Origin of the sequence: Nocardia australiensis (assembly GCF_020733705.1) — a bacterium.
Classification (GTDB): Bacteria; Actinomycetota; Actinomycetes; order Mycobacteriales; family Mycobacteriaceae; genus Nocardia; species Nocardia australiensis.
This window is the reverse complement of record NZ_JAJFZM010000001.1, coordinates 3,027,669-3,041,851: the sequence shown is the minus strand read 5'-3', so window position 1 is coordinate 3,041,851 and position 14,183 is coordinate 3,027,669. Positions and strand designations below refer to the sequence as shown.

14 protein-coding genes are annotated in these 14,183 nt (G+C 64.5%); 6 read left to right on the top strand and 8 right to left on the bottom strand.

The genetic code is table 11. The annotated features are described in order from the left end of the window. Positions 1 to 57 precede the first annotated feature (57 nt). The 3 genes from LKE06_RS13785 to LKE06_RS13775 form a co-directional block, all read right to left on the bottom strand. Positions 58 to 939 carry an HpcH/HpaI aldolase/citrate lyase family protein gene (locus LKE06_RS13785; RefSeq protein WP_227999028.1) on the bottom strand — a complete coding sequence of 294 codons (882 nt, stop codon included), beginning with the start codon at positions 937 to 939 and terminating at the stop codon, positions 58 to 60. After that, the gene (locus LKE06_RS13780) at positions 936 to 1,388 is read right to left on the bottom strand and encodes a MaoC family dehydratase (RefSeq protein WP_227999027.1); all 453 of its coding nucleotides are present in this window, start codon (positions 1,386 to 1,388) and stop codon (positions 936 to 938) included. The genes LKE06_RS13785 and LKE06_RS13780 overlap by 4 nt, the downstream gene beginning before the upstream one ends. A 744-nt stretch (positions 1,389 to 2,132) precedes the next feature. Then, entirely contained in the window at positions 2,133 to 2,891 is a 759-nt protein-coding gene (locus tag LKE06_RS13775; RefSeq protein ID WP_255649156.1) for an SDR family NAD(P)-dependent oxidoreductase, read from the bottom strand. Positions 2,892 to 3,243: 352 nt separating this feature from the next. On the opposite strand from LKE06_RS13775, the gene LKE06_RS13770 reads away from it, so the two are divergent. Beyond that, positions 3,244 to 4,401: an acyl-CoA dehydrogenase family protein gene (locus LKE06_RS13770; RefSeq protein ID WP_227999025.1), complete on the top strand. Its 1,158-nt coding sequence runs from the start codon at positions 3,244 to 3,246 to the stop codon at positions 4,399 to 4,401. A gap of 67 nt (positions 4,402 to 4,468) precedes the next feature. On the opposite strand, the gene LKE06_RS32525 is transcribed toward LKE06_RS13770, so the two are convergent. From LKE06_RS32525 to LKE06_RS13760, 3 genes are read right to left on the bottom strand one after another with little or no spacing between them, the layout of a single operon-like run. After that, positions 4,469 to 4,603 carry a hypothetical protein gene (locus LKE06_RS32525; RefSeq protein WP_255648578.1) on the bottom strand — a complete coding sequence of 45 codons (135 nt, stop codon included), beginning with the start codon at positions 4,601 to 4,603 and terminating at the stop codon, positions 4,469 to 4,471. A 55-nt stretch (positions 4,604 to 4,658) separates the two neighbouring features. After that, positions 4,659 to 5,495 (bottom strand): SDR family oxidoreductase, encoded by an 837-nt coding sequence (locus LKE06_RS13765; RefSeq protein ID WP_227999024.1) that lies wholly within the window; start codon positions 5,493 to 5,495, stop codon positions 4,659 to 4,661. Between the two features lie 40 nt (positions 5,496 to 5,535). Then, complete coding sequence (locus LKE06_RS13760; RefSeq protein WP_227999023.1) at positions 5,536 to 6,351, bottom strand: SDR family NAD(P)-dependent oxidoreductase; 816 nt, start codon at positions 6,349 to 6,351, stop codon at positions 5,536 to 5,538. A 145-nt stretch (positions 6,352 to 6,496) separates the two neighbouring features. Between LKE06_RS13760 and LKE06_RS13755 the strand changes: the two genes are divergently transcribed. From LKE06_RS13755 to LKE06_RS13735, 5 genes are all read left to right on the top strand, one after another. Beyond that, the gene (locus LKE06_RS13755) at positions 6,497 to 7,135 is read left to right on the top strand and encodes a TetR/AcrR family transcriptional regulator (RefSeq protein ID WP_227999022.1); all 639 of its coding nucleotides are present in this window, start codon (positions 6,497 to 6,499) and stop codon (positions 7,133 to 7,135) included. A gap of 12 nt (positions 7,136 to 7,147) precedes the next feature. Next, a complete protein-coding gene (locus LKE06_RS13750; RefSeq protein ID WP_227999021.1) occupies positions 7,148 to 8,179 on the top strand; it encodes an ATP-binding cassette domain-containing protein in 1,032 nt (343 codons plus the stop codon). Next, positions 8,176 to 9,033, top strand: a complete 858-nt coding sequence (locus tag LKE06_RS13745) for an ABC transporter permease (protein ID WP_227999020.1) — start codon at positions 8,176 to 8,178, stop codon at positions 9,031 to 9,033. Before LKE06_RS13750 ends, LKE06_RS13745 begins: the two co-directional genes overlap by 4 nt. A gap of 253 nt (positions 9,034 to 9,286) precedes the next feature. Next, positions 9,287 to 10,873, top strand: coding sequence for an MFS transporter (locus LKE06_RS13740; protein WP_227999019.1), 1,587 nt, complete (start codon positions 9,287 to 9,289; stop codon positions 10,871 to 10,873). Between the two features lie 7 nt (positions 10,874 to 10,880). Beyond that, complete coding sequence (locus LKE06_RS13735; protein ID WP_227999018.1) at positions 10,881 to 11,558, top strand: HXXEE domain-containing protein; 678 nt, start codon at positions 10,881 to 10,883, stop codon at positions 11,556 to 11,558. 1,875 nt (positions 11,559 to 13,433) lie between these two features. Here the strand turns inward: LKE06_RS13735 and LKE06_RS13730 are convergent. Beyond that, positions 13,434 to 13,601, bottom strand: a complete 168-nt coding sequence (locus tag LKE06_RS13730) for a hypothetical protein (protein ID WP_227999017.1) — start codon at positions 13,599 to 13,601, stop codon at positions 13,434 to 13,436. A 227-nt stretch (positions 13,602 to 13,828) separates the two neighbouring features. After that, positions 13,829 to 14,068 (bottom strand): hypothetical protein, encoded by a 240-nt coding sequence (locus tag LKE06_RS13725; protein ID WP_227999016.1) that lies wholly within the window; start codon positions 14,066 to 14,068, stop codon positions 13,829 to 13,831. Positions 14,069 to 14,183: the final 115 nt, after the last annotated feature.

Sequence of the window (14,183 nt, the reverse complement as noted above, 5' to 3'; positions counted from 1 at the left end):
AACGGTTTTCGCCGATCTCGACAAGGTCCCGAAAGTCCGTGCGTCGACGACCGGACGCTACGCGGACGGACGGCGGCCCGCGAGCGCCAGAACCCGCTCGGCCTGCTTCAGATGCGGCAGATCGAGCATCTTTCCGTCCAGCGCAACGGTTCCCACATTCGCCGAGAATGCCGCGACGACTCGCGCGGCGAAGTCCACCTCATCGGCCGTCGGCGTGAATGCCGCATTGATCGTGTCGACCTGTCCGGGGTGGACAGCGATCCGTCCGCTGAACCCCTCGGCGCGAGCACGACGAGACGACTCCGCGAGGCCGCGGTCGTCGCGGATGTCCACATACAGCGTCTCGACGGCCTCGACGTTCGCGGCACGCGCGGCCATCAATGCCAACGATCGGACGATCTGGTAGGTGGTTGCCCATTCGCCCGTCGGGCCCAGATTGGTCGAGGCGCCCAAAGCGGCACTCAGATCTTCTGCGCCCCAGGTCAGTCCGTACAAACGCGCGATCCCGGCATTCGCGAAGTCACCCAGCCGGAAGGGCGCCCGTGCCGTTTCGGTGGCGACGGGAAGGACGCGAATATTCCCGACCGGGAGCCCGTGCGCGGCCTCCAGCGCCTCGAGATAGTGGTGGACGCGCGTCACGTCGGCCGGGCCGTCGATCTTCGGGATCATGATGCCCGCGGGCCGTGACGCGACAACGGCGGCCAGGTCCGCGAGCGCATGTCCGGAATCGATCGGATTCATCCGCACCCAGAGCTGAGAGCCGACCGACTCTCCGGCGATGAACTCCGCCACGAGTTGCCGCGCCATCGGTTTCCGGCTGTCACTGACGGCGTCCTCGAGGTCCAGGATCACCGCATCCGCCGACGAACCGGCGATCTTGGCGATCTTCTTCTCGCTGTCGCCGGGCACGAACAGAAATGAGCGGATCGGCGCGGTCACTGTGGCTTCTTCCGCTGCAGACCGGACCGCTTACACGAGGCCACCAGTTCATCGTTCTGATTGAACGCTCGGTGCAGGAACGTGACGATGCCCTGATCCGGCCGCGACTTCGATTCACGCAAGTCGAGAACCTCCGTCACGACATGCAGTGTGTCGCCATGGAATACCGGCTTGGGGAAGCGCACCTCATCCCAGCCGAGATTTGCGACAGCCGTCCCCAGCGTCGTGTCACCGACCGAGATGCCGACCATGAGCCCCAGGGTGAACGCACTGTTCACGATCCGCTGACCGAAGGACGTGTCCTTCATGTACTCCTCGTCCAGATGCAGCAGCGCCGGATTGTGCGTCATCGCGGTGAAGAGAACATTGTCGGTCTCGGTGACCGTACGCCGAATCGGATGCTCGAACCTCTGCCCTACCGACAACTCGTCGAACCACACACCAGCCACGTCGCACCTCCATAGCGATAGATATTGTCGTATGGTACGACCAAATTCTAAACTACGTCAATCTGTCAACGGTCCGACCCTTTGGACGGACCGTATACATTCCGCAGGCGCCACCATGGCCTGCCGGCTCGCGCACGCCGCGGTGCCGCGCACCACACGCCGAAACGCTCTGGAGGGGAGAGCTACACTCGCTCGCATCAACCACTTCGGCCGGGCCGCGCCTCGGTGTCGTCGCAGCACCCGAGCCGATCAACGGTCGTCCTATCCCCAGGTTCTGTCGGCGAAGCTCCTTGTGTATCCGAGTAACTCGGTCGCATCGGCCTCCGGCGGCACCGGCATCAGCTCGATCAATGCCCTCCGTTGCACCCATCTCTATGCATCGGCCCCCACGGTGGATAGGGAATCAACAAGTAATCCGGGTCACACACCGCTGGGATCTCGCCGCGCCGCCCTTCCCGTCAGGGGGCCTTCAGCACCCGATCCAGCCTCGCTCGGTAGGCCTGTCTCGTGAGGCCGAACCGAATGAAGATCTCTTCTTCCGGCGGCCCGCCGAATGGCAACCACATTTCTGCCAATCGAATCATCTCGTCCACTTCGCTGCGAACGTACGGCGGCGGCGCCTTGGTGGTGCGCCGCGGTAGATCGCGAGTTTGTCGGTATCGCCGAATTCGCTGAGCAAGCACGGTTCGGGAACGCATTGTGGACTCGGCTCGCATATCCTCGACAACTTTCCTGCGTGGGGTATCAAGCTGCGGAGATCCCCCCGTTTACGCTGATCGCCTGACCTGTCAGCTTCGCGGCGGCAGGAGTGCAGAGGAACGCGGCGAGAGCGCCGATGTCGTCGGCCGTGGCCACCCCCAGGTGCGCCTGCTGCGCGGCACGGGCGAACAGCTTTCCACTGAATCCGTCCTCCGTAATTCTCTCTGTGGACGCGGTACCGGTCACCAGCGAGGGAGTCAGTGCGTTCGCCCGGATCCCGTGCCTCTTCTCTTCGATTGCCAGTGTGCGGGTGAACATGACGATCGCGGCCTTCGCCGCTCCGATCACCGACTCTCCGGGCGTGGCAGTCTTGGCCGCATCCGAAGCGACATTGACGACGACTCCACCACGCTGTTCCCGCATTGCCGGCAAGACTGCCGCCGCCATGAACATGGCCGGTAGGGCCATATCATCGAGAATCGTTGCAATGGATTCCGGAGGAATGTCTTTGAACAGTTCCGGGCGCGTGTCCGCAGCAGTGGTGCACATCAGGATGTCGATTCGACCCATCAATTCCGATGCTCGGCCGGCGATTTCGGGCGCCTGTCCCTGCTCACGCGCGTCCGCGCGAATGAAGTAGGCCTCGACACCACGTTCGATCAGTTGATCACGGGCGGCTTTTCCCCGCTCGTCGCCGCGGCCGACGATAGTGATCGTCCGGATCCCCGCGTCGACCATTGCCAGGGCACTGTGCAGGCCGATTCCCGCTGTACCTCCGACGATCAACGCGGCGCTGTCCTTCATCTCTCGAACTCTGATGGCCTCGTTCACGCTGCGGTGCTCCTTCCTGAGCGCATTCGGTCCGCGGTGGCAGCTAAATAGTTATAATGGTTCGACCAAAATACCACATCCACCGAGGGTCTACCCGACACGTACGCGAGGCCGGCCCGGGAAGCTCACGCAAGATCCCTGTACAGACACCCTGTTTGCCTAACAGGTATATTGGTCGTACCATACGCAAGGACGAAGAGGGAAGTGCGTGGCGCGCGCGGGCTGTGCCGCAGCGGAACGGCCCGGACAGCCGGCGGGGACCAGCGCGGAACCGGTCCCTCCGAGGGGGCCTGGACCGGACCCGACCAAACAATAAGGAGCAGAAGTGATTTCCTTCGAGTTCTCCCAAGACCAGAAGCAGTTCGCGAAGGTCTTGCGGGACTTCAGCACGAAAGAGCTCTTACCGCACTACACCGCGCGGGCCGCCAGCACCGAGTTCCCGTACGACGCGTTCGGGAAGTTGGGCGACCTCGGCGTGCTCGGCATCGGATTGCCGGAGAAGTTCGGCGGCACAGGCGAAGAAGATCCCGTCCTCCTCGGACTCGCCACCGAGGTTCTTGCGGCCGGCGACATCAATCTGGCGTCAGCTCCTATTCAAGTCGGACTTGTCGGATCACAGCTCCTTCATTCCAGCGATGAGGTACAGGAGCGCTATCTTCCGACGCTGATCGCCGGCAAGGAAACTCTCGCCATCGCGCTCACGGAACCGGGCTCCGGCTCGGACGCGAGCGCACTACGAACGACCGCGACGCCAGTGGAGGGAGGGTGGCGTCTCAACGGAGAGAAAACCGCAATCAGCTGGGCAATGAATGCCGCGGCAACTCTCGTGTACGCGCGCACACCGGGCACGACCCGATCACAGGGAGTCAGTTGCTTCCTGGTCCCGATGGATGCACCAGGAGTCGGCCGACGCCAGATGCTGGGCATGGGATGCCTGCCGATCGGCTGGGGATCGATCCACCTCGACAACGTCTTCATTCCTCACTCGCATCTGGTGGGAGAAGAAGGACGTGGCTTCCGATCGGTCATGAGCCACTTCGATTTCAGCCGTGCCGCGATCGGACTGATGTGCCTCGGCGCGGCGCGCCAGAGCCTCGACGAAGCCGTCGCGTATTCACAACAGCGTGAGACTTTCGGGCACCCGATCTCGACCTATCAAGGCGTGTCGTTCGGGATCGCCGAACAGGCCACGCTCGTCGAAGCGGCTCGTCTGCTCTGCTACAAAGCTCTCTGGCTGAGGGAGACCGACCAACCCCATACGTCCCTCGCTTCGATGAGCAAATGGTGGCCACCTCAGGTAGCTCGCCAAGCGATCGAAGTCGCCATGCGAATCCACGGAAACCTCGGCTACGCAGCGGAATTCCCGCATCAGGCCCGGTACCGCGACGTAATGGCCTATTTGGTGGCCGCGGACGGCAGCGCTGAGATTCAGAAGCGGATCATCGCGGGCGACATCTACACACGCGGAACCGTCGGATACTGATTCACCGGTCCCGCGCAAGAATGAAATACCCGGGGCGCGGGTTTGGGGCACCGGCCGGGCTGCGTGATCACTGTGCGGTGCGGCCGATGTACCACTCGGGCAGCAAGGCCGGCAGGTGGTCCACCAGTTCCTCCGGCGTTGCGTCGAAGTCGTCCTCGAGCCGTTCATCCATCTGCGACATCTCGGCCGGCTCCGATTCCACCTCGCCGACATTTATCGCCTCTCTGACGAGCCACAGGGGCGAGGACCATCCGTGTTCAGCCGAGTTGATTGCGTGCGTACTGGGCGAACGTCGTCGGTTCGCGGTTCAGAAGCCAGCGCAGGACGTTGGGGTTGCCGAGGATTCCGTAGCGGTCGTAGTGGTTGATGAGGCGGGTGAATCCGTCGATGGTGTAGTCAGGTGCTTGTTCGCCGAACATGCTGCTGACCGGGACTTGCTCGGCGTGGATCGCGGTGCCGGTGACATCGGTGAGAATTGTGGCGACCTCGTGGCCGGTGAGGGTGTCGGTGCCGCACAGTTCGTAGGTGGCCCAGCGGTGGTGCTGCGGGTCGGACAGCACCGTGGCGGCCACTGCGCCGACGTCGGTGAGATCGACGAACGACAAGGGCCGGTCCAGGGAGAACGGCTGGGTGAATCTGCCGGTCGCGACGCAGTCGCGCACGTGCACGTTCTGCATGTAGTGCATGGGTTGCAGGATGGTGAACGGCAGTCGTGAGCCGAGCAGATGACGCTCGGCGGCGAGTTTGGATTGGTGATTGAGCAGCGGCTCGAGTTGGGGGTGTGTCACCGACATCAGGACGAACTGTTCGACACCGGCGCGTACGGCGGCGTCGATGACGTTGTGGCTCATGGTGATTTCGCGGGGATGAATCGGTGGGCCGATGTGCACGACCGCGCTACAACCCTCGAGCACGGCGGGCAACTCGTCCGGGCGGGTCATATCGGTCACGACGACCTGATGGGCCCCTTCGGCGCGCATCGAGTCCGAGTGTTCGTCGGAATGGACCAGCGCACGCACTGCAAAGCCTGCCGAACACAGCGCGCGCAGTATGTGACGCCCTGTGGTGCCCGCCGCGGCGGTGATCGCGATCATGCCATGCCTTTCTGCTGCTTCGTAGACGTCGGGTAGCGCATCAAGAGGTTGCGGGCCGGTACCGCGGGGCGAGCGAGGACCGGTTCCCGTCGCTGAGCAGTGTGTGCTCGACCGTGACCAGCCGGTCGAGCGGCGCCGGGTCGGAAAGTCCTGGCACGCAGATGGTTTCGCCACGGTCGAGGGCCTGTATGGTCGCGGTGGCGACGTCGGGGGCGGACATGACGCCCGGCTGACCGTGGTATGAGCCACCCGACCATGAGGTGGCGATCCGGCCGGGGCAGACCACGGTGGCCGTGACGCCGGTACCGGCCAGTTCGGAGGCCAGCGTGCGGGTGAATGCCACGGTCGCCGATTTCGCCGCGGCGTAGAGCGTCCGGTGGGGCAGCGGGACGCTGGACTCGGTCAGGCCCGCACTGAAGGCCAGCAGGGAGGCCACGGTCACGATCCCGCCCTGCCCACGGTTCAGCAGCGAGGGCAGGGCAGCGTGGGCCAGGGTGAGCGGCGCGGTCGCGTTGAGTCTCCACAACCGGTCGAGATCGTTGTCGGTCAACTCGTGCAGCGGCAGGTATCCGCTGGTACCGGCATTGGAGATCAGCACCCGCAGGTCCCCCTGCGCCGCCCGTCGGGCGGCCGTGGCCAAACCTTCCGGTGTGGACAAGTCGGCGCAGACGATCTCGACCGCGGCACCGGATTCCTCGACCTGCGCGGCGATCTGCTCGAGACGATCGCGGTGCCGGGCCAGCAACACCAGGTCGTACCCGGCGACGGCGAAAGTGTGCGCCAACGCGGCTCCGATGCCGCTGCTACCGCCGGTGATCAGAGCGAGCGGACGAGTTGACTCATCGTGACCGGTCATTGTGTGACCTCGACTCGGTTGATCATTCATGGTGTGGGGTCCTGAGGGGAGAATACCGCGATGAACACAGCGCTACACTAACGTAGCGAAACGACGCCGTAGCGGAAATGCAGGCGTAGTTGAGCAGGACGGAAAGGAAGTCAGGGTGAGTCGAGCCGACCGAGGCGGTGAGGCGGAGAGCACCCGATCGCGGGGCGGTCGTCCGTTGGACAGTTCGCGTGATCCGGTTTTTCGTGAGGCGGCGCTGGCGCTGCTCGCCGAAGTCGGTTACGACCGGCTCACGATGGAGGCGGTGGCCGTGCGGGCCGGCGCGGCCAAGACCACGATCTACCGGCGCTGGCCGGGCAAGGCCGAACTCGTCGTCGATGCGCTGAACAGCCTCAAGGGCGACCCCGATATCGCCGACACCGGATCGCTGCGCCACGACCTACGTGCGCTGGCGGAGTCGATCACCAGCGCGGAGGGCGAGTTGGGGGCCCGGGTCACGATCGGCATGGTCAATGCCCTGGTCCGCGATACCGAATTGCGAAAGGTGTTCGCGGACAGGTTCATCGCGCCGCGGATGACGGGATTCCGGACGGTGTTCGAGCGTGCGGTGGCCCGAGGCGAGATGCCCGTGGGTCATGATCTGGACCTGCTGGCCGGACTGTTCCCGGCACTGGCCTTGCAGGAGCTGGTGAGCACAGGTGAGCTCCCCGATACCCGCTTGGCCTGCCGGCTGATGGACGAGGTCGTCTATTGCCTGGCCACAGCACCACCACCTGCCCCCGATACCACCGAATGAGGTGATCCACACATGGACAAGGACCATGCAGGAACGATGATCGAGGCCCAGGGACTGGCCAAACGGTACGGTCGCACGCAGGCTTTGGCCGGTGTCGACTTCTCCGTGCCCGCCGGGACGATCCTGGGCCTGCTCGGCCCGAACGGGGCCGGTAAGACCACCGCGGTGCGAATCCTGACCACCCTGGCCCGTCCCGACGCCGGACGCGCCACCGTGGCCGGTGTCGACGTGGTCACCCATCCCGAGCAGGTGCGCCGCCACATCGGCGTCGCCGGGCAGGAAGCCACCCTTGATCCCCTGCTGACCGGACGCCAGAATCTGCAGATCATCGGCGAACTCTCGGGTATGGGACGCGCCGCATCCCGCACCCGGGCGGGCGAACTGCTAGAACAGTTCGACCTGAACCAGGCCGCGGACCGGGTGTCCAAGGGCTACTCCGGCGGCATGCGCCGCCGCCTCGACCTCGCGGCGTCACTGATGACGCGACCGCCGGTGCTGTTCCTCGACGAACCGACCACCGGTCTGGATCCCACCGGTCGCCAGCGAACATGGGACGTGGTCGGGGCCCTGCGCGATGAAGGGGTGACGGTCCTGCTGACCACGCAGTACCTCGAGGAAGCCGACGCCCTGGCCGACCGTATCGTCGTCATCGACCACGGAACCGTGATCGCCGAGGGGACCGCACAGGAACTCAAGGCGGCCAGCGGCACCGCGCACGTCGAACTCACCCTCGCCGAACCACACCCAGGCGCGGTCGATGTCATCGCCCCGCTGGTGGCCGGGCCCGTGCACACCGGCGCGGACCCCCGGCATCTGAACGCCAGCGTGAACGCCACCTCGGGCCTGGCCAGCGCCCTGGTGCGTGCGCTCGACGACGCCGGAGCCCTCGTGGACACCATCGAGGTACGGCGCCCCTCCCTCGACGACGTATTCATCGCCCTCACCGGCACACACACCACCGACGTCCCAGATGCCGCCGAGGCCGACGGCGGCGAGGAGTCGCGCCACGCCGGTGCGGACGACGACCTGGAGGTACGGGCATGACCGCGATCAGCACCACTGCGCCGAAGACCGGCCTCGAGCCGCGGCGCTCGTCCTCGAGTGCGGCCGGTGCGCTGCGGCATACCTGGGCCATGATCCGCCGCAATCTGATCCACATCTCCCGTGCGCCCATGCAGCTCTCGGACGTGACCATCCAGCCACTGGTGTTCACCCTGCTGTTCGTCTACATCTTCGGCAGCGGCATCCCGATCCCCGGCGGCGGAAGCTACGTCGACTACGTCTTGGCCGGTGTTCTGGTACTGAATCTCGTCAGTTCCACCACCGGCACCGCGGTGGGCCTGAGCACCGATCTGCACGAAGGCATGATGGACCGCTTCCGCACACTGCCCATGTGGCGCTCGGCCATCCTGGTCGGGCGATCACTCGCCGACCTGCTCACCGCGCTCCTGTGTGCCCTCATCGTCGCGCTGACCGGCCTGGCCCTGGGATGGCGCACCGAAACGAGCATCGCCTCGGTCATCGCGGGATTCGCGCTGATGCTGTTCTTCGCCTACGCGGTCTCCTGGGTGTCGGCTTGCCTGGGCCTGAACGCGGACAACCCCGAAACGGCTGCCTCGTTCGGGCTCATCCTGCTGCTTCCCCTGACCTTCGTCTCCAACGCGATCGTCCCCACTCAGCACATGCCCGGCTGGCTCCAAGCGATCACCGACTGGAACCCGGTCAGCTCGGTCGTGGCCGCAACCCGCACGCTCTGGGGCAACCCCAACCCATCTCGGACCATCGATGCCTGGCCCATGCAACACCCGATTCCCGCCGCGCTCATCTGGTCGATCGTGATCATGGTCGTGGCGGTACCGGCGGCAATCCTCTCCTTCACACGCAAGACCAGCCACTAGCCGGTGGGGAGGGCACGGTGAGCCGCCTTTTCGAAGAGCGCCGACACACGCGGACGGCATTCGAAGATCGGCATGCTCAGCCCATAGAGTGCGAACGAACCCCGCACTCCCGCTCACGCGACAGCGTGAGCATCACATCCCACCGTCCGGGAAACCGGGGCATCCGGTCAGCCGTAGCTCTCGTCGGAAGGGAACGTCGCACGGATCTGCACTCGCGTCTGCACCCATCGCTGAGCCGATTGAGGAGACCACGATGTCCGAGACCGCCAGATCGCTGCCGAACGGCACAACAAGCCAAGATGTGAGCAGGTCACGGGTGATGCCGGTCATCGCACTCGCCGTGATCATGGTGTCCTCCTCGGCCAGCAGCCTCAACCTCGCGCTGCCATCGATCGCCTCGGATACCGGTGCGAACCAGACCCAGCTGCTGTGGATCGTGGATGCGTACTCGGTGCCGCTGTCCGCGTTGTTGCTCGCTGCCGGTGCCCTCGGAGATCGTTACGGCCGGCGGTTGATCCTGATCAGCGGACTCTCGTTGTTCGGTGCGGCCGCGTTGGTTGCTTCGGTGGTGTCCGCACCGGAGGCGCTCATCGTCTGCCGCGCACTCATGGGCATCTCCGGTGCGATGGTGATGCCTACGACGCTGTCGATCATCACCACCACGCTTCCGCGTGAACAGCGGGCCTCGGCCGTCGGTATGTGGGTGGGTCTGGCCGGTGGCGGGGCCGTCGTCGGCCTGCTGGCTTCTGCGATCCTGCTGGAGTACTTCGATTGGAACTCGGTCTTCGTCCTGACCGTCATACTCGCCGTCGCGGCAATCATCGGCGCGGCCACGATGCTTTCGCGAGACAAGGCCGACAACGCACAACGGCTCGATCTCCTGGGTGCGTTGCTCTCCTTGCTGGGGATCGGCTCCATCGTGGTGGGACTTCTCGAAGGCTCGGACCGTGGCTGGTCGGATCCCCTTGTCCTCGTTCTCCTTATCGGCGGGCTCTGCTTGTTGGCGCTGCTGGTGTGGCATGAGTTCCGGACCGATCAGCCGATGATCGACCCTCGCATCTTCACGATCCGCGGCGTCGAGGCCGGCGCTGTCTCGGTATTCGTCCTCTCCTTCGCCGCGTACGGGTTCATCTACATGCTGACCCAATACCTGCAGTTCGTCGGCGGTCTGTCGACGCTGAAGGTGGTCGCCGCGATGATTCCGTTCGCGCTGGTGATGATCCCGGCATCACGGTTCACCCCGGCACTGGCCGCCCGGTTCGGCGGGAATCGGGTCACGCCCGCCGGCTTTGTCGTTGCGGCAGTCGGGTTCGGGCTGTGTGCCACCTTGTCTGTCGACGTCGACTACTTCGTGCTCACAATCGGGCTCGTCTTGATCGCTCTGGGACTTGCCCTGGTAACAACGCCGTCGACGACAGCCATCGTGGGTTCGCTCCCGGACCGCAAGCAGGGCGTTGCCTCTGCCGTGAGCCAAACGTCGCGTGAAATCGCCGGCGCCGTCGGCGTCGCACTACTCGGCGCGGTCCTCAACTCCGGCTACTCCAACTCCCTCAGCGACAAAATCCCTGCCGGAGCGCCCGCCGGGCCCGCGGAACAGGCCGAGGCTTCCATCGCTGCCGCGAACGCCATCGCGAAGCAGATCGGCCCGAACGGCCAGGCGCTGACCACCGCGGCAGCCAACGCCTTCGTCCACGGATTCGGCACCGCACTCGTCGTCGCCACCGCGGTGGCTCTGCTCGGCGCGGTGTACGCCGCCCTTCGCTCCCCGCGCCAACACTCAGCGACCAACCCGACCACACCGCCGGAGCCTGGTTCGAGCGGCAAGGCGAAACAAAGGTGAGAGATCGATGAGTAAATGGGTAGATACATACCGGCGGGAGTGGCCACGGGTCGCCGCAATTCAGGCGATGGCACTGGGCGGCGCGAGCATCCTGGCAAGTCGCAAGAATCAGACCAACGTGCGCGCACTCGCGGTGATGAACGCCATGACCATGTGCGCGCACCAGTACGAGGAGTACGTCGATCCGGGCTACTTCCCCGGGATGGTGAATGTGGGCATCTTCAAGAGCGACCAGCCCCGCAATTACCCTTACAACCCGAACTCGGCCATGTGCGCCAACATCTTCTTCCGCGCACTCTACGTCCCGCCGATGCTCTTCCCACGCGTCACGTGGCTCGGGCTTCCAGGAGCGATGTTGGGGCTGATCCAAGGTGTCGGCCACACCACACTGATGCCAAAACTCGGCGGGGCCAAGTACCCCTACAGTCCCGGTGCCCTCACCGCCGCGTTGCTCCATGTACCCATCGGGCTCACCTACATCCGCGCGTTGCGCGCCCAGGGCGGCATCTCGAAGAGTGACTGGATCAAGTCCTTCGGCGTTCTCGGCGCGTTCCTCGTTCTCGGCGTCGCAGCCCCGAATCTGGCGCTCAAAGACCGGAACAGCCCGTACGAGTTCACCGATCACCAGATGGGTTCGTACGCGGCCGATCGAACCGTCGACTTATCTGGCGGCAGCGGTACCTGATCGGGGTCGACTGTCTCGTAACTTGCCGCAGGAGATGGGCGGGCTGACTCGTCAACCGGTGGGTCCAAGGCCAAGACATCCCCGGATACCTCAATTCCATCAACACATCCGGCATCGACCGCGGCGACATCAACGACAACAACCGCGTGATCCTCGGCCACAAAGTCCGCTACCAGATCTACAGCGCCCGCGGCGACATCAGCGGCACGGTACTCCCCCGAACCCGACCCGACGACTTCCACACCATGGACATTCCCCCAACCACGCCAGGAGCGAGCACATCACCTGGAAACAGCCCTACGTCTCGCGGGTTTCAACGGGTGAACTGTCGACGGATCTCACGTGGCGTGAGGGCGGGCGATTCCTCTCCTTGCGAATGCCTATTTCCTCTACGGCGCACTGGCTTTCGATGCGTGGCGACGGTGTCGTGTACTAGGCACCGAAATGCTCGGAGCTTGAGTTCCCGGGGCAGGGCCGAACAAGACCGAACCGGCGAGCAGACGCGCCGCCGAGGGCGATCTCGATCGCAGTTATCGCGTCGTGCGGGACATCGCCACCGCGGGGATCCCTCGGCGGCAGGCTCTTTCACGAACGGGTAGATCCGCTTCCTGGTAACTGCGCTTACGACAGGTATGCCGCGGCCCGCCGGTGCTTCGTTCTTCTGCTCCAGCAACCGGATACGGGCCGATTAGGCAGGGTTTCAACATGTTCGATGTGGCGGTTTGCCGCGTGGACATCGCTGTGGACGCCGTCCACATTCGATGGCTACCCTGAACCCGTCCAAACCGAGCTGATTCACCCTGGTTCACGATGGCGCAGGTCAGACGCATGGCGGATGTCTTCACCAGCGGCTGTAAGAGGGTCCGGCGGGATTTCAAGTCCCCCTCCGGACACGGCAGTAACTACACGTCACCCGCTCTACCTGCAGTTATGCAGCGTGGGGCGGGTGACGTTTTTGTCTGGATCGACACGAAACCCCCAGCTTGCGGGCCGTGGGCGGGCGTGTCGGGTTCAGCTGAGAGAATCCTGATAATCCGACGGATCGGTCCGTAAAGTTTGGCGGTCGCGCCGAGCTTGTTCCGGCCTCGACAGCTACCTTCCAACCCCTCTGATCTGCGGTGAAAGCGTCTCGCACACAGGGCAAGTCGCGTTCGTCGAGAACCACGTATCGTCCTTTGTCATCCGGTGCCCGACGGGACGTACACCGCCGGCCGAACCCCGCCGAAAGCTGTTCCACACGTCTGGCACTCGTGCGGCCACAGGTTCGCCCGACAGGTCTTCCAACCCGATCGGCCCGAGCCTGGTCCTGGTCGTGTCGTCGACCACGAACCGCTCCGGTACCGAGTTCCCGCGTCCCACCATGTTCATCTCCCCTGAAAGCAGTTAGCGCACAACACTTCTCTGCGGAGCAATAGTGACACCGGCCACTGACGGGATAGGCGCTTCGTCGGGTAGCCGTAGCATCGGCCGAAAAATCATCGGATTTGCCGGTCAGACGGTAGGTTTCGACCTCATCCAGAGCCGTGCCACACCCCCAACCGGGCTTCCTCGCTACTGCCTGGCCAGCGCTGATGGTTCTGCTGGCAGTCAGTAGTCCAAGCCGCCGCCCACATCTGCCCAAAATCCGGCGAGTTCTACCGGAACCCCTTCGTGCACGGAGCACTGTCGCCGCTCTCGTGGCCTGGTCATGGACGGGGTGCGGCTGTAGCAGCGGTGAAACGGCGGCCGCGACGGCCACGTCGTATCGGTATGAGCGAGCAGACTCCCCACCCTGATGTCGTCGAGAGTGGACCCAGGCCTGGGTCAAGAATGCGATAGCGCGCGTTTGGGCGCCCGCAGCTCGCTCGACGAGACCGGCTACGCGCCTATCGCAGGTCAGACGCCGACGGGATGGAGCCAACGCAGCGGCCACCAGTAGGGGTAGGAGCCAGGTGCGGTCTCGCCGACCGGGGTGATAAGGGCAACGGTGTCGTCGATCTCGGTGATGGTGAAGGTGCGATCGCTGGCGGGAGTGGTCTTGACCAGGGCACCGATGTCGATCACGTGTCAATAATGTCGACGTTATCGGAGGTCAGACACCGGGCTGGGATCTCGGCACTCGGATCGATCTCGTCGCGACACCTACAGCGACGGCGAGGCCCCGCCGGGTATCAGCCGACGGGGCCTCGCCATCGTGAAGATGCTGTCATCACAGCGATTTCGGATCATCTCGCCACGGACAGGGTGATCGTCGAATCCGGTGCGCACCGAGGTCCGGGCAAGTCTCCGGACTACTGACTTGTTCTGGACTCGATCCGATGCTGCTCCACCACATCGTCGTATGCCTCTCGACGGTCCGCGGACATGTCGTCTTCGGTGTCGATGCTGAGACTCCACGGGATCGGGTACGGCGGAGCATGGTCAGGATCGGGGCACAGGAGTCGCTCGATCTTCTCAGCGACCTCTCGTGCTTCCGTCTCCGAGGCGATGACGCCCAGACGGATTTCCCACAGCTTCTTCTCGTCCGACATCTGTCAGATCTCCTTGCAGTGGCGCTTGTAGTAACCCTGCGGGACGCTGCGATCAGCGTCCCGCGTCGGGACCCGCGATTAGAGACACGGGCGTATCGGGCGAATCCGGCAAATG

Coding starts and splice junctions, on each gene's coding strand:
- LKE06_RS13760 (WP_227999023.1), bottom strand. CDS start 6,351: ATGACCGGTCACGATGAGTCAACTCGTCCGCTCGCTCTGATCACCGGC.
- LKE06_RS13725 (WP_227999016.1), bottom strand. CDS start 14,068: ATGTCGGACGAGAAGAAGCTGTGGGAAATCCGTCTGGGCGTCATCGCC.
- LKE06_RS13735 (WP_227999018.1), top strand. CDS start 10,881: ATGAGTAAATGGGTAGATACATACCGGCGGGAGTGGCCACGGGTCGCC.
- LKE06_RS13750 (WP_227999021.1), top strand. CDS start 7,148: ATGGACAAGGACCATGCAGGAACGATGATCGAGGCCCAGGGACTGGCC.
- LKE06_RS13740 (WP_227999019.1), top strand. CDS start 9,287: ATGTCCGAGACCGCCAGATCGCTGCCGAACGGCACAACAAGCCAAGAT.
- LKE06_RS13775 (WP_255649156.1), bottom strand. CDS start 2,891: ATGAAGGACAGCGCCGCGTTGATCGTCGGAGGTACAGCGGGAATCGGC.
- LKE06_RS13765 (WP_227999024.1), bottom strand. CDS start 5,495: ATGATCGCGATCACCGCCGCGGCGGGCACCACAGGGCGTCACATACTG.
- LKE06_RS13745 (WP_227999020.1), top strand. CDS start 8,176: ATGACCGCGATCAGCACCACTGCGCCGAAGACCGGCCTCGAGCCGCGG.